The organism is Pedobacter rhodius (assembly GCF_027213645.1).
Classification (GTDB): domain Bacteria; phylum Bacteroidota; class Bacteroidia; order Sphingobacteriales; family Sphingobacteriaceae; genus Pedobacter; species Pedobacter rhodius.
The window spans coordinates 395,423-418,424 of the sequence record NZ_JAPWGL010000002.1 but is presented as its reverse complement, the minus strand read 5'-3'; the positions used below and the strand labels follow the sequence as shown (position 1 = coordinate 418,424).

The following is a 23,002-nucleotide window of genomic DNA, read 5'->3' as shown; positions in this document are numbered from 1 at the left end:
TTATGCAATCATCTGATAAGGAATCAAATCAGGGCGATACCAGGAGAGACTTCTTAAAGAAAAGCTCACTGATAACAGCTGTCGCTTTAACACCTTCTGTTGCGCTTAAAGCTGCTGAAAACCAGGTCGATGAACGGTTCGCAGAACTTTTTGAAAAAATTCCGTTAAACCTGACCGTGAATAATAAAGCGTATAAAACGTCAATTGAGCCAAGAGTAACCCTTTTAGATTATTTGCGTGAAGAACTCCATTTAACTGGAACAAAAAAAGGTTGCGATCACGGGCAGTGTGGTGCCTGTACGGTGCATGTGGATGGAGAAAGGGTTAATTCTTGTTTGAGTTTGGCTGTGATGAATGAAGGCAAGAAAATTACAACAATTGAAGGCCTGGCTAACGGTGAAGAATTACACCCAATGCAGGCAGCATTTATTAAACACGATGGTTTCCAATGTGGTTACTGCACGCCTGGACAAATTATGTCGGCAGTAGCTTGTGTTAAAGAAGGACATACAAACTCAAGAGCAGAAATCAGTGAATATATGAGTGGAAATATTTGTAGATGTGGTGCTTATCCCAATATAGTTGATGCAATAGTTGAGGTTTCGAAAGGAGGAAATAAAGCATGATAAACTTTCAATACCTCAGAACAAGTTCTAAAAAATCAGCTTTGGCTTTATTGCTAAAAGATAAAAACGCCAAGTTTATTGCAGGTGGAACCAACCTTATTGATTTGATGAAGAGAGGCGTTTCAGCGCCTGAAAAACTTATCGATATCAATCACGTTCCTTTAAAGCAGATTGAGCTTGTTGGCGATAAAATTATAATTGGTGCGTTAGCTTCAAACACAGCTGTAGCAGAAAATGAATTGATTAAGGAAAAACTTCCTTTATTGGCAATGGCGTTAAACGCAGGTGCTTCTGCACAGCTCAGAAATGTGGCTACTGTAGGCGGAAATATGATGCAGCGTACACGTTGTGGCTATTTCTACGATACCGAAATGCCATGTAATAAACGCAAGCCTGGCTCTGGTTGTGGTGCAATCGGAGGTTTTAATAGAATGCATGCTATTTTTGCTACATCTGATAATTGCATCGCAGTTCATCCCAGTGATATGTGTGTCGCTTTAGCTGCTTTAGATGCCGTTGTTGTATTGGCTGGTCCTAAAGCAGAACGTAAAATTTTATTTAAAGATTTTCATCGTTTAGCAGGAGATACACCGCAGCTGGACAACAATTTAAAAGCAGATGAAATGATTATCCGTTTGGAAATTCCTTTAAATAATTTAACGGTAAACGCTCATTATTTAAAAGTTAGAGATAGGGCATCGTATGCTTTTGCCTTAGTCTCTGTCGCCGCAGGATTGGAAATTTCTAACCATAAAATAACCGACGTGCGTCTGGCCATGGGTGGCGTAGCACATAAACCCTGGCGATTAACTGCATCTGAAAATTTCCTGAGAGGAAAAGAGGCAACAATTGAAAACTTTGAACAGGCCGCAAAATTAGCAATGACTGGTGCTAAAGGCTTCGGGGAAAATGATTTCAAACTCCAGATGGCTCCAAATACAATTATTGAAGCATTAACCATTGCGAAATCTAAAGCGTAACATGGAAAAACGAGTTTTAAAAGATGAAAATGACCGGGTAGACGGCATTTACAAGGTTACCGGAAAAGCTAAATATTTTGCAGAATACGAATTGCCTGGTTTAACTTATGGTGTTTTAGTAACAAGTACCATTACCAAGGGCAAAATCACTTCATTAGATACCAAAGCTGCGGAAAAAGCACCCGGGGTGATTTCTGTATTATCCCATTTAAATAAGCCATCGGCGCCGGCTTACGAGCAGGAGGGTGGTCCGGCAATGAAGATCTTCTATACCGATAAAGTATTTTATAATGGTCAGCCAATTGCGATGGTTGTTGCAAATACATTTGAAAGGGCTACTTACGCCGCCTCATTAGTAAAGGCAACTTATGCAAAAGAAGATTTCAATACTGATTTCGAAAAAGCAGTTAGCGATGCAAAAGCAAAAAAATTACAAGGTCAGCCAGATTACAAGCGTGGTGTTGAAGACGCTTATAAATCAGCAGAAGTAATGATAGAGGCTAAATATCATCTGCCGATTGAAACACATAATCCGATGGAATTACATGGAATTATTGCCGATTGGCGGCCAAATAACCAGGTTATGGTTTATGCAAAAACGCAAGGGGTAAAAGCTACACAAGGTACAATTGCTAATGTTTTTAAAATCCCAATCGAAAATATTCAAGTAAATTCTGAATTTGTGGGTGGCGGTTTTGGTATGGCTTTAAGAACCTGGTCGTTGGAAATTGCTACGATAATGGCTTCGAAACATGTCGCTAAGCCTGTAAAACTGGTGATTACCAGGATGCAAATGTTTACCATGGTTGGAAATCGTCCGGCGGCGGTACAAACCATTGGACTCGGCGCAAATAAAGATGGTAAATTAACAGGTATTACACACAGTGCTTTCGGCGAGACTTCCGTTTATGAAAATTTTACTGAAGGTGTCGTTAATATGGCCAAGTTTATGTACCAATGCGATAATGTAAATACACGGTATACCGTTGTTCCTGTAGATTTAGGTGTGCCCATCTGGATGCGCGGGCCGGGAGAGGCAACCGGTGCATTTGCTTTAGAAAGTGCGATTGATGAAATGGCCCATGCTTTAGATATGGATCCGCTTGAATTTCGAATTAAAAACGACCCTGAAAAAGACCAGCAAAGAAATAAGCCATTTTCCGATAAGAATATAAAAGAGGCCTATCGCATAGGTTCCGGAAAAATTGGCTGGAGCGAAAGAAAAAATAAACCCGGTAGTCTGGTAAATGGTCAATGGAAGAGCGGTTATGGCGTAAGTATCGGTGTGTTTAACGCAAACAGGGGCAGAGCAAGCGTGAAAGGTATTTTAAAAGCCGATGGAACTTTGGTTTTGCAAAGTGCAACCAGTGATATCGGACCTGGTACAGGAACCGGAATGACACTTATTGCGAGCAAGTTGTTGGGGATTCCCAATGATAAGATTAAGTTCGAACTGGGCGATTCTTCATTGCCTCCAGCACCAAGTCAGGGTGGTTCCGCTACACTTTCCACCGTTGGTTCTGCAGTAAATGATGTTTGTGTTGCCCTGAAATCGACCATAGCCGAACTTGCTGCAAACTCAAATATGGATGCCACTTCAAATTTTATTGATGTGCTAAAGAAAAATAACCTTCCATCAATTGAGGTAACCAAGCAGAGCCAGGCAGGAAAAGAAAGGGAGGATTATTCAATGTATTCGTTTTCCATCCACTTTGTGAAAGTAAAAGTGCATAGTTTAACCGGTGTTGTTAAGGTTGATAAAATTGTTTCAGTTGGTGATTCAGGAACTATTGTAAGTCCGAAAACGGCCAGAAGCCAAATGGTTGGAGGTGCTGTTGGTGGTGTTGGTATGGCTTTAACGGAAGAATCTATTATAGATCATCGTTATGGACGATACATCAACAATAATTTTGCTGATTACCATGTTCCTGTTAATGCAGATATTCCTGAAATTGAAGTTCATTTCATTAATAAACCAGATCCATATATAAATCCGATGGGCGCTAAAGGAATGGGAGAAATTGCTTTAATTGGTTTCTCAGCCGCTGTAGCAAATGCGGTTTTTAACGCAACAGGCAAAAGAATCAGAACTTTGCCGATAACGCCGGATAAGATTTTAGCCACATCTTAAAACAAAAAAAAATACAAAGGTCGAATTTCAACTGAAATTCGACCTTTGTATTTTAACAGATATTTTTAATTATTTAGTTGTCGTTTTACCATCATATGTAGCAGCCAGTTTTAATGCATTGTAAGCATTAACAATTCCGCCACTAATGGATAAATCAGCAAAAGGAACAGACACTTTTGGTGCATCTTCACCTTCTCCTTTTTTGTATGAAACATTGTGGTTTACCTTAACCACAGATTTCACAATAATTTCTTTAACCTGGGCTGCCGTTAATTTTGGGTAATAAGAACGAATTAAGCCGGCTAAACCCGCAACAACCGGCGAAGCCATACTTGTACCATCTAAATTTTTATATTTTGAACCCGGAACGGTTGAATAAATCTGAACACCAGGTGCAAAAACATCGACCTGAGTTTTACCAAAATTTGAAAAACTTGCCTTTAGGTTTTCATCATCTTTAGGCCCAGACGCACCAACGGTAATCCATGAAGCAATGGTTTTCTCATCTAAATCTTTGTGGTTAGGGAAATTGTTCTCTGTATCAATATCTTTATTTTCATTGCCGGCCGCCTGAACAATTAATACATCTTTTGAAGCTGCATATTTCATGGCTTCATTAACCACGGCTTTATCCCAGCTATAAGCTTTACCAAAACTCATATTAATTACTTTTGCGCCGTTATCAACCGCATAGCGGATAGAATTTGCAACATCTTTATCGCGTTCATCACCGTTTGGTGTACAGCGAACGCCCATAATTAATACATTATCGGCCACACCATTTATACCGAGCTTATTGGTTCTATCAGCAGCTATAATACCCGCAACATGAGAACCATGCATAGCATCCGGACCTTTTACGTCATTATTGCCGTAGAACTTTTCTTTATCGTTATTCGGATCGTCACCAACAATATCACGCGGGTTATAATCCAGGTTTAAATTATAATTGGCCTTTTCTGAATAATATTTTACACCTTCAGTAATCTGGTCTTCATAAAAATCGGCAAAGCTCCCTTTTTTTAGTTCTTCAGCTAATACTTCCTGAATGCGTGCATCGGCGTTTGATTCCGGTTTGAATTTCGCAAAATCTTCTGCCGTTGGGTTTGTCTTGCCTATTTTTTTAACTACGGCATCTAAAGCATTTTTAAAGCCTGATAATCCAGCCAGATTTGCATTGGCTTCGCCGAGCTGCTTTTCTAAATCAGAGCGCATAACTTTAAAAGCTTCATACTCTTTTTTATCTTTTTCAGTCACGTTTGCATCAGTTGTGTTGGCGAACCTTGCCATATCCCTGCGAACCAAACGGGTTAATTCAAGCGTTTCATGGTCAACAGAACCTTTTGGACCGCCAATAAAATTCCAGCCATTAATGTCATCTATATAACCATTTTTATCATCATCCTTTCCGTTTCCTGCTGTTTCTTTCGGATTAACCCACATAATCCGCTTCAAATCTTCGTGCTGATTATCCACACCGCCATCATTAACTGCAACAATAACTCGTGTCGATTTTTTACCTTTAAGGAGTTCCTTATATGCTTTTTCGGTGCTGATTCCAAACACAGAATCAGTTTTTAAATCGAGATTTTGCCAGTTCGCTTTTTGAGCATCGGCAATAAATGGCATTGAAATAACAGCCGTAGTAAGTAGGACTTTAAAAATTTTATGCTTGTTCATTTGTAATTTTTTGTATTTAACGGCAAAATATAACTTTAATTTTCTTCAAAATAGAAAAGCACATTTAAAAATGATGTTATACGAACATTTTAATCAAAAAAAAGCAGCATCCGTTATTAAACGAATCCTGCTTTGAAATTTATAATCGTGTTGGTTATTTCATTGCTAAGGCAATTTCTTTTGCTTTAGCAGTATGTCCTTCGATTACATTCAGGGTTTTTGTTGCCCAGGTCTTTAAATCGGTGTCTTTATTTTGTTTACCCTGTTCAAACAGCTTAACTGTTTTTTCATGGTCGGTTACCATCATGGCGATATAATGTTTGTCGAATTCGGTTCCGGTCATCTTTTTCATTGCATCGACATGAATCTGATCTTCGGCAGGTAAGGCATCAGGTGTAATAATTTTCTTTTTTGCCGCTAATTCTTTCAACTCCTTATTTGCTTTGGTATGGTCGGTAAGCATTTGCTGCGCAAAATTTTTAACATCAGCACTTTTCGCATTCGTTAGTGCAATTTTTGCGGCTTCAACTTCCATAATTCCTCCAGCTGCAGCTTTCTTTAAAAATGTAGCGCCTTCTTCATCTAGAGAAGCTTCGGTACTCTCCGAACCGGTAACATGAACGCCATTAACCATGGTGGTGTCTCCAGATACGCTATCTTTTGTTGTTGAAGATTTCTTATCTGCGCTTTGGCAGGCCTGAAAAGTAATTGCTGCAGAAAAGGCTAAACCTAAAAATATCTTTTTCATTTGTTTTCTATTTCGTTTGATTAGAAAACAAGAAAGCTTGCAAAAGGTTTTTTTATAGATTAGCGTAGGATTTAATCTTTTCTTGCGCTGTAAATATTTTCAGTTACAATCGCCATTTGCCTTTCCGGATTTTTTAACGCTGAAAAACCAAACTGACGATATAATTCGTGCGCATCTAAAGTTGTCAGCTGATAACGTCGTAAGCCTTGTAAATCAGGATGAAAAATCATGAAAGCCATTAATTTTTTAGCTAAACCCAAGCCACGATACTGTTGCGCCACATAGACATCGCACAGATAAGCAAAAGTTGCCTTGTCAGTTACCCAGCGGGCGAAACCCACCTGTTCATTATCTTTATAAATGCCAAAACAAAGTGAATTTTCGATGGATTTTTTTACAGTTTCTAAAGGAATGTTTTTTGCCCAGTACGACACTTCGCTCAAATAATGATGAACAGCGTCAATTTTTATAAGCTCCTTATTGTCAGAAAATATAAATCCGTTTTCACTTATTTCCATAGCTAAAGATGTAAAGTGGTTTATGGGTGATATAAGATGGACAATGGCTGATGTATGGTGGGTGGGTTTATAAAACTGATCAATGAACAATAGCGGATAACGAAAAACGATTAACGAAAGCCTTAATTACGCATATTGATGTATTGCAGTGGCTGGCCAAAATCTTCATTGCGGCAAAGATTAATTACGGCTTGCAAATCATCAATTTTTTTTGCGGTCACCCGAACCTGGTCATCCATAATAGAGGGTTGAACTTTTAAACCACTTGTTTTGATTTTCGCAACAACTTTTTTCGCAGCTTCTTTATCCAAACCTTCTTTGATACTGATTTCCTTGCGAATCATATTTCCTGATGCTTGTTGTTCATCTCCGAAATCCAAACTTTTCGGGTCTAAATTTTGTTTCATCATTCTGGAAATAATAGAGCCTTCAATCGCTTTTAAACGCATGTCATCTTCAGTAACGATGGTAATAACATTCGTCTTTTTATCCAAATCGATGGTGCTCTTTGAGCCATTAAAGTCAAATCGGTTTAAAATTTCCTTTTTGGCGTTGTTAATCGCATTGTCTAGTGTTTGCGCATCAACTTTACTCACAATATCAAAAGAAGGCATGTTTTTAGCTTTAAAGTAAAAAAATAAGTAGATTTAATAGATAATTACTGATGTCACAAAAAAACGAAAAATATTATGAAAACCAATAAGGCAAATACTCAAAAAAAGACAACTAAAAAAGATGCCAAGAAACAATTAGAACAATCTTTAACCGCTCAATTTTTGGAAGTAGTTAAAAACTTGGGTCACGATGCTTCAGAGATAAGTTCAGAAATCGGAAAGGCCAGCAAAAGAGTCGCAAAAAAACTGACCAAAAAATTTACCGTAATTAAAGCAGATGTAGGACAAAAAATTGATGACTTAATTCATTCTGCCAAACCGGCTAAGAAAGAGGCCAAAAAAACTGTAGGCAAGGTAGCCAGTAAGGCTGAAAAAGTTGTGAAAAAAGCAGTTTCAAAAGCTAAGCCTGTTGTTCAGAGCGTGAAAGTTGCTGCCATTGCAACTGAAGAAAAAGCAGAAAAGGCGATAGCGAAACCTATAGAAAAAGCAACTTCAGCAGTTAAGAAAGCCGCTCCTGTAGCTAAGAAAGCCGTAGCAGCAGCGGCCACTAAACCGGCAGCAATTAAAAAAACTGAAGCCAAACCACTTGCCCGCACAGCAGCAAAGGCCGCCCCGGTTAAAGCTGAAGCGGCAAAAGCGACAAAAACGACAGTTTCAAAAGCAACACCTAAAGTTAAGCCGGCTAAATAGTTTATTAACATTAATATGGTTGTGAATTAACACCTACTTAACAAATAAATTTGCAGTTTTGAGTATCCCTGTTACGCAGGGATTTTTATTTTTTTAAATGAGCAAAAAGAAGATACCTTTTTTTAATCGCGAAATAAGCTGGTTATATTTTAATGAACGCGTACTTCAGGAAGCAGCCGATGAAAGTGTACCTCTAATAGAACGTATCAAATTTTTATCAATTTTCTCATCCAACCTCGAAGAATTTTACAGGGTTAGGGTTGCCACGATGACCCGCTTAACAAATCTGAATGAAAAAGCTAAAGCCCTTTTAGGTTTTAACCCCAAGAAAATACTAAATGAAATTAAAAATATTGTTGTCAGGCAGGAACGTAAATTTGAGCAGCTTTTTCAGGCAACGCTAATAAATGAATTGGCGCAACATCGAATTTTCATTCTTAATGATACCCAGCTTAACGTAAGCAGGGGCGGCTTTGTTAAAAATCATTTCAGGGATAAAATCCTCTCTAATCTGGTTCCGATTATGTTGGATATGGATAAACCTTTTCCCGAATTAAAGGACAGGTTTCTGTATTTCTTTGTTAAATTATCCAGAAAGGATATTAAGTTAAAAGAGAAATACGCCTTAATTGAAATTCCACCGAATTTGCCACGCTTCCTTGTTTTACCTGAAACTAATGGTTTAAAATTCATTATTCTTGCAGAAGATATTATTCGATATTGTTTAGATGATATTTTTTATGTTTTTACCTATGATAATTTGGAGGCTTACTCGATCCAGCTTACACGGGATGCTGAATTAGATATTGATAAGAACATCAATGATAAGTTTATCGAAGACTTAAAAAGCAGTTTAGAAAAACGTAAGAAAGGTAAGCCTATGCGTTTGCTTTATGATTCGGCAATGCCGCTGAATATGCTTACCGTTCTGGTAAACAAATTAAAGCTGGAAGCAGAAAGTTTAATCCCGGGCAATCGTTACCATAAATTCGGCGATTTTATTGCTTTTCCTAATGTCGGCGGTAAAGAGTTGGAGTATGCGCCTAATGTACCATTAAAAGTTCATGGCCTACACCGTACAGAAAGTGTATTTGCGAAAATTGCACATAAGGATTATCTGGTTAATTTACCTTATCAATCTTACGATTATATTATTTTGTTCCTGAGGGAAGCTGCAATCGATCCAAAAGTTACGGATATCCAGATTACGCTCTATCGTTTGGCGGAAAATTCGAAAGTGATTAATGCTTTAATAAATGCCGCAAAAAACGGGAAAAATGTTTCCGTTTTATTAGAACTTAAGGCCAGGTTTGATGAGCAGGCAAATATTTTCTGGACCAGCAGACTGATGGAGGAAGGCGTAAAGGTTAATTACGGATTAACGGATTATAAAGTACATTCCAAAATTTGCCTGGTTAAGCGTATTGAAAAAGATAAGCCGGTGTATTATGCCAATTTAGCGACAGGGAATTTCAACGAAAAAACGGCAGGACTCTATTGCGATCATAGTATTTTTACCGCAAAGAAGGAAATTACGAATGACTTGGTAAAGCTTTTTGACGCTTTAATGAAGCGAACCGTAACCAAAGGATTTAAGTATTTAATTGTTTCGCCACTGGAAAGCAGATCCAAACTAACCAATTTTATTAACCGAGAAATCAGAAATGCCAAAGCCGGAAAGTTGGCCTATATTCTTTTAAAGGTTAACAGTTTGGCCGACGAAGGGATTATAAGCAAACTTTATGAAGCGAGCAATGCAGGTGTTAAAGTTCAGCTCATTATAAGAGGAATTTGTTGCCTGGTTCCCGGTGTTAAAGGCTTCAGCGAAAATATTACAGCCATAAGCATTATCGATAAATTTCTGGAACATGCCAGGGTTTATATTTTTAGTAATAATGGTAAAAATGATATGTATTTATCATCTGCCGATTTAATGAGCAGAAATTTCGAACATCGGGTAGAGGTTGGTTTTCCGGTTCTGGACCCTGAGGTGAAACAGGAAATTCAGGATATTATTGATTTGCAACTGCAAGACAATACAAAGTCCAGACAAATAAACGCTCAAAATAATAATAAATACCACAAAAACAGGTTAATCAAAAAAACACGTGCACAGGTAGATATTTATAATTACCTGAAAACCAAGCATCAATAATATGTTAAGATACGCAGCTATAGATATCGGTTCGAACGCGGTTAGGTTACTCATCGCTGATATCAGTAAACAGGATGGTTTATATAAGTACAAAAAAAACACACTGATTCGTGTGCCCTTGCGTTTGGGCGATGATGCGTTTTTAGACCAGCATATATCGCCGAAAAAAGCCGGCGATTTGGTTAAAACAATGACTGCTTTTAAGAACTTGATGGATGTTTATCATGTTACCGAATATCTGGCATGTGCAACATCGGCCATGCGCGAAGCTTCAAACGGGCAGGAAATTGTTAAACTTATCAAAGATGAAACTTCGCTTACACTCGAAATTATTGAAGGTCAGCGGGAAGCAAATATTATTTATGCCAACCATATTGAGCAGGATTTAGATGAAAATAAAACCTACTTATATATAGATGTTGGCGGTGGTAGTACAGAACTTTCGGTTTTTGTAAAGGGCGTACCCGAAGCATCAAAATCATTTAATATTGGTACCATACGAATGCTCGATAACCAGGATAAAGAAGAAACCTGGGAGGAAATGAAAGACTGGGTAAAGGAACATACGAAGGCCCATAAACACCTTGCAGGTATCGGAACCGGTGGTAATATAAACAAGCTTTTCCGCATGGCTGATGAAAAAGATGGCGCACCCATGTCGTTACAAAAATTGAATGCCCTGTATAATCGTTTAACAAGTTATTCTTTAAAAGAAAGGATTCATGTTTTAGGTTTAAATCCGGATAGGGCTGACGTAATTATCCCTGCCTGTGAGATTTATTTAACCTTAATGAAATGGACGGGGATTAAACAGATTTATGTGCCTAAGGTGGGTATGGCCGATGGTATTATCAAGCTCTTAATCGAAGAAAAATTGGATTAATCATTGTTGAGGTTTGATTGTTATTTTATAACTACGTACTAATCTTCTTTGAGAACCGAGCTTGAATTGTGTACCGGTGCGAAGACTGCCTACTGTAGGCAGGCAATCTTTTTAAAGGGAGACGACGAGCTAATAAAGATTTGATTTGTCGGCTAAAACGCCTTCCTGGAAAGACGACCTTTTTCCGGTTGGTATAGCTATGGTATTATTAATTTAATGAAAGTTATATTAATCATTATTAATGCCTGAAATTGCCATTTTCATAAAACTTTTAACTTCTTCGTTTACATCATCTTTATAATAAATTCGGAGGTGATGGTTATATTGATGAGTACCCGGAACCTGCGCAATTTTGCTAAAACATAAGTTATCTTCGAAAGGTTTGTTAAAATGAAATACAACGTGGATGAAATTTTTTCCTAATTGTGTGATGTAAACATAATTATGTTTACCTTCAATTGATATCATTGATTTTAAAGGACGGATATTTACATCAGATAACCTGCTGAACTCATCAATAAAAAAACGGAATAACTCGATAGTATATTCCGTTTTTCCGTTTAAAAAGCCTGATAAATCATTTTCTTCAGACATATACCTTAATTAATCTTCGAGTAATTTTGTTGCAGCTTCATCTACAAACCAGGTTAGTTTTCCATCAATCGGATTAATTAACTGCGCAGGATAGGTGTCAAAATCTTTTTGTTCATCACCAATCACGTGACTTAAAGCAGCGGCCTTATTCTCGCCAAAGGCAAGGAAAGCAATGTTTTCAGCTTTATTAATCAATGGTGCAGTGAAGCTGATGCGGTAGGTGTTTAATTTTTCTACAAACACTGAAGCCACAGTCACTTCTTCAGCTTTTACCAAATTTGTATGCGGAAAAATTGAAGCAGTATGCGCATCATCGCCCATGCCCAGTAAAATTAAATCGAAAACGATATCATTTCCGTTAAAGTGCTTATCGATTGCTTTTTTATATTCAATTGCGGCTTTTTCCGGTGCTAATGTTGTATTAACATAAAAAATATGATCTTCGGCAATATTTAAATTATCAAAGAAATTTTTCTTTGCCATTAAGCCATTGTAGTTTTCATCATCTGCAGGCACATTACGTTCATCACCGAAGAAAAAGTAAACTTTTTCCCAATCAATTCTGTCTTTGCAATCTATCGATAAAATTTTATATAACTCCATTGGCGAATTACCACCGGTTAAAACAAAATTAAAACGGTCGTTTTCCTCAATCGACATTTCTGCAATTTTGATTACATAATCAGCTAAATCCTGATTTAATTCTTCAAGTGTTTTGTAAATGAGCAGGTTCATATTTTTAATATATAACGTCATTGCGAGGCACGAATCAATCTTTTTTTCAGGATAGATTGCTTCGTGCCTCGCATCCGATAGTCATCGGATGACGGGTTGATTATTATTCTTTATTTTTCAATGGCAGATTAAACCAATGGAAACCATCTCTTGCAATAAGTGCCTCTGCTTCTTCAGGTCCCCAGCTATCAGCCGGATAATTCGGGAAATTGATCGATTTTTTACTTTCCCAAGTATTTAAAATTGGCATAACCAGCTCCCATGCAGCCTCAACCTGATCGCCACGCATAAATAAAGTCTGGTCGCCCATCATTGCATCGAGCAATAGTGTTTCATAAGCCTCCGGGGTATCGCCTTCATAAGTTCCTTTATAATCAAAAACCATATCAACAGGATTTAAAACCATGTCCAAACCAGGCCTTTTTGCCTGTACCTGTAAACGAATGCTCATTTCCGGCTGTATGCTGATAACCAATCTATTTTGCACCCAGTTTTCGGTTACATTAGATGAAAATATCTGGTGAGGAACATCTCTGAACTGAATTGTAATTAACGATGAAGTTTGGTTTAAACGCTTTCCGGTCCTTAAATAAAAAGGAATGCCCTGCCATCTCCAGTTATCGATATGGAATTTAACAGCGGCGAAAGTTTCTGTATTGGAATGTGCATCAACACCTTTTTCCTGGCGGTAACCAGGAACTTCTTTACCTTCAACCCAGCCTTTACTGTATTGTCCGCGAACGGTTCCAAAACGGATATCTTCTGAAGAAAAAGGACGCATGGCCTTTAAAACCTCAACTTTTCTGTTTCTGATTTCATCTGCATCAAAAGTGATAGGCGCTTCCATGCCGATTAAGCAAAGCAATTGTAACAGGTGATTTTGAATCATGTCTCTCAATGCACCGGCACCTTCATAATATCCTCCACGGTCTTGAACGCCCAATTGCTCCGTAACTGAAATCTGAACATGGTCGATGTACGATCGATTCCATAAGGGTTCAAATAATGAGTTTGCGAAACGGAAAGCCATCATATTCTGAACCGTTTCTTTACCCAAATAATGGTCGATACGGTAGATTTGTTTTTCGGTAAAGATGGTGCTTAAAAGTTTATTCAATTCTTTGGCCGATTCCAGATCATGGCCAAAAGGTTTCTCGATTACGATACGACTGTTGTCTTCGTTTTGCGTTAACTTGTATTTTTGTAAACATTCTGCAATAACCGGGAAGAAGTTTGGTGCCACAGCCAGATAGAAAATCACCTGTGTATTTGCGCCATATTCTTTTTGATACTTATCTACTGCGGCTTTTAGGTTTTCGAATGTTTTAGGCTGCGCAAAATCTGTCGGGCAGTAATGAATTGTATTGCCAAAATCTTCCCATTTATCTTTTTTAACTTTTCCTGAACGGGAAAATTCGTTTACGGCATCTTCTAAGGCTGCTTTGTAGCTATCATCTGTAAATTCGGTCCGCCCTGTTCCGATAACTGCGAATTTAGCAGGCATATAGCCTTCGATAAATAAGTTGTAAAGCGCGGGAGCGAGTTTGCGTTTATTTAAATCGCCTGTACCTCCAAATATTACAAATATTGTCGGATTTAATGCGGTATTTGATTTCATTTTTTTGTTTTTAAAATCGGTGTTTTAGGATAATTTATTCCAGTCGGCATGGAATACGCCTTCCTGATCAATACGTTCAAATGTATGTGCGCCGAAGAAATCTCTTTGCGCCTGAATTAAGTTTGAAGGCATACGGCCAGTTGTTATGGTATCGAAATAGGTTAGGGTAGAAGCGAAAGCAGGAATACCCAAGCCTGAATTTATACATGCGGAAACCGTTTTACGCGTTCCGTTTAATGTGCTTTTTATAATTTCCCTGATGCCTGCATCTCCAAAAAGATGTTCAAGGTTATTGTTTTTTTCGTAAGCCTGGTAGATATCCTCTAAGAATTTAGCCCTTATAATGCAACCACCTCTCCAGATTTTAGCAATTTCATGCAATTTTAAATCGTATTGATATTCTTTAGAAGCCTGCACCAGCAAATGCATGCCTTGGGCGTAAGCACTAATCATGGAAAAATAAAAAGCATCTTCCAGTTCCTCAATATTAACATCGATTTTGGTATCCTTTTTACCATATGCATCCTCAAGCGCTACCCTTAACTGTTTGAATTTTGATAAGTCACGGTTAGACACCGCTTCGTTAATGGTTGGAATTGGTAATTGCAGTTCCATCGAAACTTCTGACGTCCATTTTCCGGTTCCTTTTGAACGGGCTTCATCTTTTATCCGGTCTAATAAATCAATTCCGGTATCACCATCCTTAAAAACGAAAATCTCAGCCGTAATTTCTAACAAAAAAGATTGAAGCCGGCCTTCATTCCATTTTTTAAACACCTTATAAATATCATCGTTAGCATAACCCAAGCCATTTTTAAGAATTCCATAAACTTCAGCTATAAGTTCCATGATTGCATATTCAATACCATTATGCACCATTTTAACAAAGTGGCCGGAAGCACCGGGACCAATATAGGTTACGCAGGGATCATTATTTACTTTAGCCGCAATAGCATCGAAAATATCTTTTACAACATTATAAGCTTGCTTATCGCCACCTGGCATCATGCTTGGTCCAAAACGTGCGCCTTCTTCGCCACCGGAAATGCCCATTCCAAAAAAATGTAAACCATCTTTTTCCAGTTCATCAACCCTACGGTTGGTATCAGTAAAATGTGAGTTTCCGCTGTCTATAATAATATCACCTTTACTTAAAAGTGGTTTTAATTCTGCAATAACACTATCTACAATAGGTCCTGCAGGTACTAATAAAACCAGAGTTCTTGGTGTTGTTATACTGTTAATGAAATTTTCGATATTATCAAAGCCTTGAAGATTATGGTTTTTACCCTCTTCTTCCAGCTTTGCAATCATCTTATGATCTTTATCATATCCGGTTACCGAAAAGCCTTTGTCGGCCATGTTCAGTAAAAGATTCCGGCCCATTGTACCCAGGCCTATCATGCCCAATCTATATTGTTTTGAATCGTTACTTGCCATTTTTTGTTTTTTGATATATGTTCAAAATTAGGTTTTACAAATTAATATTCTTATTTAATGATGTCGTAAAAATGTATAAACCTATTTCTCTGGTGTTAATGTGTTAATGTTATTTCCATCAGCTAATTTCCAAAGTTTTGCGCCACCTTTAATTCCATCCCGGTTCGACACTACTCTGATGTTATCTTCCAGTTTAAAATCAATTTGTTTTGAGTTACCTCCGCCGATGTATAAGGTGTCATAATTAAAAACGGTTTTATAAATCTCGATAACTTTTTTTAAGCGTTTATTCCACCGCTCAGCGCCGATTTTCTCAAAGGCTTTATTTCCGATATAATCGTCATAATCCTCCTCTTTATTGATTGGAAAGTGCGCAAGTTCCAGGTGAGGAAGTAAATTGCCGTCGAATAATAAGGCTGTACCGAATCCGGTACCAACAGTAAACACAATTTCAAAACCTTTACCTTCAACTACGCCAAGCCCTTGTTGGTCGGCATCGTTAACCAACCTTACTGATTTTTCCAAGGTATTTGCAATGCGTTGTCCTAAATCTATATCTTCCCACTTGTTTTTAGCAAGATTTGGGGCTGTTTTAACAATTCCATTTTTAACATAACCTGGAAAACCGACTGAAACTCTGTTATATGTATTTGGGAGCGGCTTAATAAGTTCGACAATACCGGAAAGAATATCTTTTGGTGTAGCACCATCAGGGGTTTTTAATTTCAGATACTCGGATAGCATATTGCCGTTTTCATCTAATAAGACCGTCTTTATACTCGTACCGCCAATATCTATGGATAAAACATTGGTATTTTCAGCTTGTTTTTTTGTCGCCATAATGATGCTTTTTGTAAGATCGAAGTTCTGCAAATAAATTAGAACAACAAATATTAAATGCATTTGGAAGTAATTTATGTGTAAATAAATAAACTACTAAGTCTATGTAATTTGTAGAATATTTTTAAGTTTGTATCGTTATGAAATAAAAATTTGCGATGAACAATATAAATTACCTTGCATTTGCTATTCCTGCGTTCTTCCTTTTTGTTTTTATGGAGTACAGGTTGGCCCGACAAAAGAGAAAGAGTTCCATATTTAAATACGAAAGTACTGTAGCTAATTTTAGTGTAGGTATTGCAGAGCGACTATTAAATTTATTTATTGCAGCAAGCTTTTATCAGGTTTACAATTGGATTTATAACCACTACGCCTTATTTGATATTCCAAATGAGTGGTATGTATGGCTATTTTTACTTTTAGCAACGGATTTTGTCTGGTACTGGTACCATCGCTTAGGACATGAAATTAATTTTCTATGGGCTGCCCACATCGTGCATCATCAAAGTGAAGAATTTAATTTATCGGCAGCAGCCAGAATAACAACCATTCAGGCGGTTTTTAGGAATGTATTCTGGTGCATTTTACCATTAATCGGTTTCCATCCGGGTATGATAATCGTAATTCTGCTGGCTCACGGGGCATATTCATTTTTTACGCATACGCAACTTATTGGCAAAATCGGCTGGCTGGAGCATGTTTTTATTACACCGTCGCTACATGGTGTTCACCATGCATCAGATGAAAAGTATCTCGATAAGAATTATGGAGACGTATTTGTTTTTTGGGATAAACTTTTTGGTACCTTTCAAACCGAAGAAGAGCCGCCAAAATACGGTTTAACGCATCCTATCAAAAGTTATAGTTTCATTTGGCAACATTTTCATTATTACCTCGAAATTATAGAAGCTTATAAAAGGGCAGATGGCTTTAAGGCGAAATGGATAGCTGTTTTTGGAAGTCCGGCATTAATGGATCAAAACATCAGGCCTGAATTAGAATTGAAATACCTGCAGCATAAAAGCAAGGAAAAGAAAATAAAATTCAGAGGCTATGTTAACTTTCAAATGATTTTAATTGTAGGCTTGTTAACATTTATGACACTATTTTTTGAATCCATAACGTCGTTAATTGCCATAGCCATTTTAATATTTATAATGATTACATTAATTAATATTGGCGCACTTTTGGAACAAAGAAAATGGATTTATTATTTAGAATGTTTCAGATTGATATCTGTTTTTGCCTTTATTTTTTATTCTTTTAATATTTTTAAATTCCTGATTTTCCCTGTTGTATTATTAATTATACTGGAAAGAACATTTTCGCTTAGCAGTCTGTATAATAAGTACGTTCTAAAGTATAAGAAAACTACTAATTAAGGGTTTCTTTATCTTTCGATTTTGTATTTCAATGTTATTGTTACAATAGCTTGATTTCGTATTATTTTTTTATGTTTTACACCTTTTTTGGTAGGGTAACAAAATTATTACGCCTTGTATTGTTTTATAAAAAGAAAATTATCGCTCAAAATTGTTTAATTAATTTAGTTTTATAAACGATTTTTCTTCTTTTTTCATAAAATTCAAACCAATCTGCACTTTAGTTTAACTTGTATTTACGCGCTGATTCTTGATTTTAATAAATTGTTTTTAGTTTCGATTTGTTTTGTTAATTTTATTTAACGAAACATTAAATAATATAAAAACAATAAATCGCAAGATTATGGGCTTTGCTTCCTTAATTTTAACGATGAGTTAATAGTTATTTAACGTGGGTGAAGTTATTTTGCCGGCATCCGGATCAAAATAATTAATCCTGTTTCCTAAAATACTAACCGGATATAAATAAACTATGAACGAAATTTCTACCCAACAGAAATCCAGATTTCAGTTTTTGCGGCCTTTAAAGGATCGCATACCTGATAATCTTCAAAAACAAAATCAGATTTTTATTCCCTGTCGCAGTTTAATTAAGATTTCATTGTTACTGTTTTTAGCTTTACCTTTTTATGTAAAAAAAGTATCAGCACAGCAACCTGCACAAAATATAATAATTAAAGGGACGGTTCTTGATGAGGATGATAATCAACCTTTGGTTGGAATAACCATAACGGATAATAGTAAAAAAGTATTAGGTGTAACCAATAACGACGGGAATTATTCAATTTCAGTACAAAGAGGTACCACCGTTGTCTTCAATTTAATCGGATACACGGCGATAAAACGAGTATTTGATAAAAGTGAAAATAATATTACTATTCGTTTAAAATCGTCTTCAAGTCAGTTAAATGATGTTGTTGTTACCGCTCTGGGTATAAAGCGTGAGGAGAAATCCTTAGGATATGCTACAACAAAAGTAGATAGCAGTGCTTTTACAAATGCCGTTGCCAGTAACTGGACAGATGCTTTGTCGGGGAAAGTTGCGGGTTTGAACCTGGTGCGTAATAGCGGTCCGGCAGCTTCCAATAAAATTATTTTAAGAGGCGAGAATAACTTAACCGGTGATAACGAAGCTTTAATTGTTATCGATGGGGTTGTCGCCAGTAGTTCTGCCCGCCGTACAGCTGCATCTTCAGGCGGCGTTTACGGTACATCCGGCGATATTATGCCTCCGGATTTTGGTTCTGCTTTAAACGATTTAAATCCTGATGATATTGAAAGTGTTACCGTGTTAAAAGGTCCGGGCGCATCGGCACTTTACGGACAGCGTGGTGCGAATGGTGCAATTATCATCACGACTAAATCCGGCAGTAAGAACAGTAAAAAACTTAATATTACGTTTACGTCTAACAGCACCTGGGAACAGGTAAGTAATAGTCCTGATGTTCAAAACCAATATGGGCAAGGCCAGTTTGGTGTTGGATATTTTTCATATGGTGCAACCGAAGACGGCCCCAGCACCAATGCGACAAGTGCAAGCTGGGGTGCGCCTTTTAACCAGGGCGGAATGTATTATCAATATGACCCGGTTACAAAAACAAGAGGTTTAACCAGAACACCCTGGGTAGCTTACCCAAATCCTGTTGATGCATTTTTTCAAACCGGTTTCGAATCTTCAAATTCTGTTAGCTTAGATGGAACATACAGAAAAGTTGGAATGCGTTTTTCCGCGAGTCATGGCAATAACGAATGGATTGTACCTAATACTGGTTTAGAACGCACATCGGCTTCATTTTCTGCAAATGCAGACGTTACGAAAAAATTAAGTGTTAATTTCAAAGCCGCTTACAATAACCGGCACAGCGACAATTTACCTGCAACAGGTTATGGTAATCAATCGTTAATGTATTGGTTTATGTTTGCACAACCAAATGTAAATACAGATTGGTACCGCGATTATTGGGCGCCTGGAAAAGTTAATACTCAATTCGTAAACATTACGACAACCAATCCTGAAAGCCCTTATGCAATTTCTGAGCAATACTTAAATAAGCAGCGCAGAAATGGTGTTTTAAGTAGTTTGCAAGCTAATTATAAGTTTACAGATGAACTTAGTTTACTGGTCCGTGGTTCAATAGATTATAACCATGATGTTCGCGAAACGCAGCGCCCCTGGGATGCTGCAGGAAATAAATTTGCGCAAGGTTCTTACCGCGTGCAAGACATTAATTCTTACGAGGTAAATGCAGATTTCTTACTAAAATATGATAAGAAAATATCAGAATCGTTTAGAATGATTGCCAATGTTGGCGGTAGCCAAATGCGTAATCAATACAGTAAATCAGAACTTCGTGCCGATGGATTGGTTGTTCCCGGTGTTTACAGCTTAACAAATAATGCAAGCCCGTTGGTTTCGGTGCCGGATACGGCCCGCTATAGAATAAATAGTTTTTATGCAGCTATATCATTCAGTTACAAAAACTATTTATACCTGGATTTAACCGGGCGCCAGGATTGGAGCAGTACGTTAGCCACACCTTTCAGAACCGATAACGTTGGCTTTTTCTACCCTTCGGCAAGTGCATCTTTCGTGTTGTCAGATTTTTGGAAACTACCATCACAAATTAGTTTCTTCAAATTAAGGGCTTCGATTTCGCAGGTTGGCAGTGGCGGTACCACACCTTATCGTACTGCTTACAATTATAGTTTAGCCTCAAACGGTATTTATCCGGATAGTGCAATGACTAATCCAAGTGTATTGCCAAATCCAAACCTTAAACCCCTTAAAACTACAACAATTGAGTTGGGTACAGAACTCCGCTTATTTAAAAACCGGTTAAATTTCGATTTTGCTGCGTATTTAGGGAATACAAAAAACCAGATTCTTAGCCGTATTGTAGATAGGGCAACGGGTTATAACGTAGCGGTGTTTAATGTTGGTAAGGTAGAAAATAAAGGTATAGAGCTGGCTGTGAATGGTACACCAATACAGGCGGGGAAATTTAAATGGGAATTGACAGGAACATTTACAGCCAACCGCAATAAAATTGTAGAACTTGCTGATAGTTCAGTTGTATTGCGAACCGGTGCTTTAGGCGGCGGACAAATTGTTGCGAACGTTGGTGGCAGTATGGGCGATTTGTATGGAAACGGCTTCCTGCGCTCACCAGACGGGCAGATTGTTTACGATGCTACTACCGGTAACGCAAAAACATCCACCGGATTGGTTTACCTGGGTAATACGATGCCGAAATTCAGATTCAGCTTCGGCACCACACTTACTTACGGTCGTTTTAGTGTAAACGGACTATTTGATGCGCAACTTGGTGCGGTAGCACACTCACTTACCTTCTCCAGGATGGCTGCCCTGGGTAAGCTTAATTTAACCTTACCAGGAAGATATAACGGAGTTATCGGAGATGGAGTTGTTCAGAATTCAAACGGAACTTACCGCACAAACGATGTTGTGGCAACCAACCTGGAAAGTTTCTATACTTCATTGTATGGTTCAGACCAGGCTGAAGGAAGTGTTTTCAGAACAGATTATTTAAAATTCAGGGAGGCCAACGTAACCTTCGCCTTTGGCGGGATTTTCTTAAAGAAAATTGGTTTCACCAAATTAACCATCGGCGCTTATGGACGTAATTTATTTATCTGGTCGCCATGGCCGGCCTTCGATCCGGAATTTGGGACCTTATCAGGAACTGATATTGTTCAAGGTTTTGAAACGGGTCAGTTGCCTGCTACCAGGACTTATGGGGTACGTTTAGTTGTGGGCTTATAAAGAATAGATTATGAAAACGATAAATAAAATAACCAGTTATATATTATTAGCAGTTGTAAGTATTTCAGCTTTCTCCTGCAAAAAAGACTTCAATGAAGTCAATACCGATCCGATTGGAAAATCGACAGTTTCTGCAAGTCAGCTTTTAGCGCCGGCCCTGGTAAATATTCTGTCTGCAAACATGGTTAGAAACAGGAATTTTAATAATGAACTCATGCAGGTAACAGTCGATATAAGCGATGCGGAAGGAAAAGTTTTCAGGTATGATGTACGACGTACCTGGGCAGATTATACCTGGAATGTATGGTATCCTGAATTAACCAATTTGAGGGATATTTACACAATTGCCAACAAACCGGAATCGCTGAATTCATCTTATAAAGGCATTTCGTTAATTACCCAGGCATGGGTATTTCAATTGCTTACTGATGTTTATGGCGATGTACCCTATACGCAGGCCAATCAAGGCAAGGATGGTGTTTATGAACCTGTTTTTGATAAACAAAAAGACATCTACCTTGATTTATTCAGCAAGCTTGAAGAAGCCAATAAATTATTGGCCGAAGGTAAATCTATCACCGTTAGCAGTGATCCGGTTTATCAGGGCGATATCAATAAGTGGCGTAGATTTGGTAACTCTTTGTATTTAAGGTTATTATTGAGAATTTCTGGTAAAGCAGAAGTTAGCGCCCAGGCGGTTGCGAAGATTAAAGAAATTGCAGATACCAATAAGGGTAATTATCCGATAATGGAAAACAATACGCATACTGCAAAAATTTTGTGGAACGGGACCAACAGTAGTACTGCGGTATACTCCTCGCCATTTATGATTAATGTAAGAGCCGTTGATTTTAGAGGACCGGCAATTACTGATTTTTTCCTGGGTAACTTGGGATTTTGGAAAGACCCCCGTATTGATCCGGCTTTCGGAACAAATGGTTACAACAGATTTGGAATAGCTGCAGGTCCGGCAGGATTAATCGGCGTTCCGAGTGGTTACGATACGGGTACATCAATACTTAAGCAGTCTTATTTTTATTCTGATGCGCAAAGTGCAGCAGTTACTTTACAAACAGACCCATACACCGGTATTATTATGAATTGCGCTGAAGTAGATTTTATTTTGGCAGAAGCTGCAGCTAAAGGATGGATTACCGGAACCGGAGAAAACTACTATTTAAAAGGAATTGCAGATGCAATTAACTATTGGTTGCCTGCAAGATTTACATCTACTACCGATCCGGCTTTCACTAGCTATGTAACTGGTGCCGATATTAATTGGAACAATAGCCTGCCTTTAGATAATACAGCAACAAATGCACCTAGTAAAATGCAGTTGATACATTTGCAGAAATATTATTCCATGTTCCTCGTCGATTTCCAGCAATGGATAGAGTATCGCAGAACAGGCCATCCATTTATTCCGAAGGGAACGGGATTGGCGAATGGTGGCAGAATGCCGGCAAGATTAAATTATCCTTTAGTTACTCAATCCACAAACCCAACGAGCTATAAAAATGCACTCGCAGTTCAAGGTGCTGATGATATTAATACATTGGTTTGGTGGCAAAAACCTTAATCATA

The 23,002-nt window shown here is 37.8% G+C and carries 18 protein-coding genes; 9 read left to right on the top strand and 9 right to left on the bottom strand.

Going from position 1 to position 23,002, the window contains the following annotated elements; translation table 11 throughout:
* Positions 1-2: 2 nt before the first annotated feature.
* Genes O0931_RS07305 through O0931_RS07295 form a run of 3 tightly spaced genes read left to right on the top strand, consistent with a single transcriptional unit; the run spans position 3 to position 3,737 of the window.
* A complete protein-coding gene (locus O0931_RS07305) occupies positions 3-626 on the top strand; it encodes a (2Fe-2S)-binding protein (RefSeq protein WP_269414905.1) in 624 nt (207 codons plus the stop codon).
* Entirely contained in the window at positions 623-1,606 is a 984-nt protein-coding gene (locus O0931_RS07300; RefSeq protein WP_269414904.1) for an FAD binding domain-containing protein, read from the top strand. Before O0931_RS07305 ends, O0931_RS07300 begins: the two co-directional genes overlap by 4 nt.
* Before the next feature lies 1 nt (position 1,607).
* Complete coding sequence (locus O0931_RS07295; protein WP_269414903.1) at positions 1,608-3,737, top strand: xanthine dehydrogenase family protein molybdopterin-binding subunit; 2,130 nt, start codon at positions 1,608-1,610, stop codon at positions 3,735-3,737.
* A 69-nt stretch (positions 3,738-3,806) separates the two neighbouring features.
* On the opposite strand, the gene O0931_RS07290 is transcribed toward O0931_RS07295, so the two are convergent.
* The 4 genes from O0931_RS07290 to O0931_RS07275 form a co-directional block, all read right to left on the bottom strand.
* Positions 3,807-5,417 carry a S8 family peptidase gene (locus O0931_RS07290; protein WP_269414902.1) on the bottom strand — a complete coding sequence of 537 codons (1,611 nt, stop codon included), beginning with the start codon at positions 5,415-5,417 and terminating at the stop codon, positions 3,807-3,809.
* 154 nt (positions 5,418-5,571) lie between these two features.
* Entirely contained in the window at positions 5,572-6,165 is a 594-nt protein-coding gene (locus tag O0931_RS07285; protein ID WP_269414901.1) for a DUF4142 domain-containing protein, read from the bottom strand.
* A gap of 71 nt (positions 6,166-6,236) precedes the next feature.
* A complete protein-coding gene (locus tag O0931_RS07280; protein ID WP_269414900.1) occupies positions 6,237-6,683 on the bottom strand; it encodes a GNAT family N-acetyltransferase in 447 nt (148 codons plus the stop codon).
* A 122-nt stretch (positions 6,684-6,805) separates the two neighbouring features.
* Complete coding sequence (locus O0931_RS07275) at positions 6,806-7,297, bottom strand: YajQ family cyclic di-GMP-binding protein (protein ID WP_269414899.1); 492 nt, start codon at positions 7,295-7,297, stop codon at positions 6,806-6,808.
* Between the two features lie 75 nt (positions 7,298-7,372).
* Between O0931_RS07275 and O0931_RS07270 the strand changes: the two genes are divergently transcribed.
* From O0931_RS07270 to O0931_RS07260, 3 genes are all read left to right on the top strand, one after another.
* On the top strand, positions 7,373-7,987 hold the full coding sequence (locus O0931_RS07270) for a hypothetical protein (protein WP_269414898.1): 615 nt from the start codon (positions 7,373-7,375) through the stop codon (positions 7,985-7,987).
* 97 nt (positions 7,988-8,084) lie between these two features.
* A complete protein-coding gene (ppk1, locus tag O0931_RS07265; protein ID WP_269414897.1) occupies positions 8,085-10,142 on the top strand; it encodes a polyphosphate kinase 1 in 2,058 nt (685 codons plus the stop codon).
* A gap of 1 nt (position 10,143) precedes the next feature.
* Positions 10,144-11,025 (top strand): Ppx/GppA phosphatase family protein, encoded by an 882-nt coding sequence (locus tag O0931_RS07260; RefSeq protein WP_269414896.1) that lies wholly within the window; start codon positions 10,144-10,146, stop codon positions 11,023-11,025.
* Positions 11,026-11,253: 228 nt separating this feature from the next.
* On the opposite strand, the gene O0931_RS07255 is transcribed toward O0931_RS07260, so the two are convergent.
* The 5 genes from O0931_RS07255 to O0931_RS07235 all read right to left on the bottom strand — a co-directional run bounded on the left by O0931_RS07255 (position 11,254) and on the right by O0931_RS07235 (position 16,252).
* A complete protein-coding gene (locus tag O0931_RS07255; protein WP_269414895.1) occupies positions 11,254-11,619 on the bottom strand; it encodes a DUF5655 domain-containing protein in 366 nt (121 codons plus the stop codon).
* A gap of 9 nt (positions 11,620-11,628) precedes the next feature.
* Positions 11,629-12,354, bottom strand: coding sequence for a 6-phosphogluconolactonase (gene pgl / locus O0931_RS07250; RefSeq protein ID WP_269414894.1), 726 nt, complete (start codon positions 12,352-12,354; stop codon positions 11,629-11,631).
* Positions 12,355-12,457: 103 nt separating this feature from the next.
* Entirely contained in the window at positions 12,458-13,972 is a 1,515-nt protein-coding gene (zwf, locus tag O0931_RS07245; protein ID WP_269414893.1) for a glucose-6-phosphate dehydrogenase, read from the bottom strand.
* 24 nt (positions 13,973-13,996) lie between these two features.
* A complete protein-coding gene (gndA, locus tag O0931_RS07240) occupies positions 13,997-15,412 on the bottom strand; it encodes an NADP-dependent phosphogluconate dehydrogenase (RefSeq protein WP_269414892.1) in 1,416 nt (471 codons plus the stop codon).
* Between the two features lie 81 nt (positions 15,413-15,493).
* On the bottom strand, positions 15,494-16,252 hold the full coding sequence (locus O0931_RS07235; RefSeq protein WP_269414891.1) for an ROK family protein: 759 nt from the start codon (positions 16,250-16,252) through the stop codon (positions 15,494-15,496).
* A gap of 158 nt (positions 16,253-16,410) precedes the next feature.
* On the opposite strand from O0931_RS07235, the gene O0931_RS07230 reads away from it, so the two are divergent.
* The 3 genes from O0931_RS07230 to O0931_RS07220 all read left to right on the top strand — a co-directional run bounded on the left by O0931_RS07230 (position 16,411) and on the right by O0931_RS07220 (position 22,997).
* Positions 16,411-17,634, top strand: coding sequence for a sterol desaturase family protein (locus tag O0931_RS07230; protein ID WP_269414890.1), 1,224 nt, complete (start codon positions 16,411-16,413; stop codon positions 17,632-17,634).
* A 601-nt stretch (positions 17,635-18,235) separates the two neighbouring features.
* Positions 18,236-21,418, top strand: a complete 3,183-nt coding sequence (locus tag O0931_RS07225; RefSeq protein WP_269414889.1) for a SusC/RagA family TonB-linked outer membrane protein — start codon at positions 18,236-18,238, stop codon at positions 21,416-21,418.
* 10 nt (positions 21,419-21,428) lie between these two features.
* Positions 21,429-22,997 (top strand): SusD/RagB family nutrient-binding outer membrane lipoprotein, encoded by a 1,569-nt coding sequence (locus O0931_RS07220; protein ID WP_269414888.1) that lies wholly within the window; start codon positions 21,429-21,431, stop codon positions 22,995-22,997.
* The last annotated feature ends 5 nt before the right edge of the window (positions 22,998-23,002 follow it).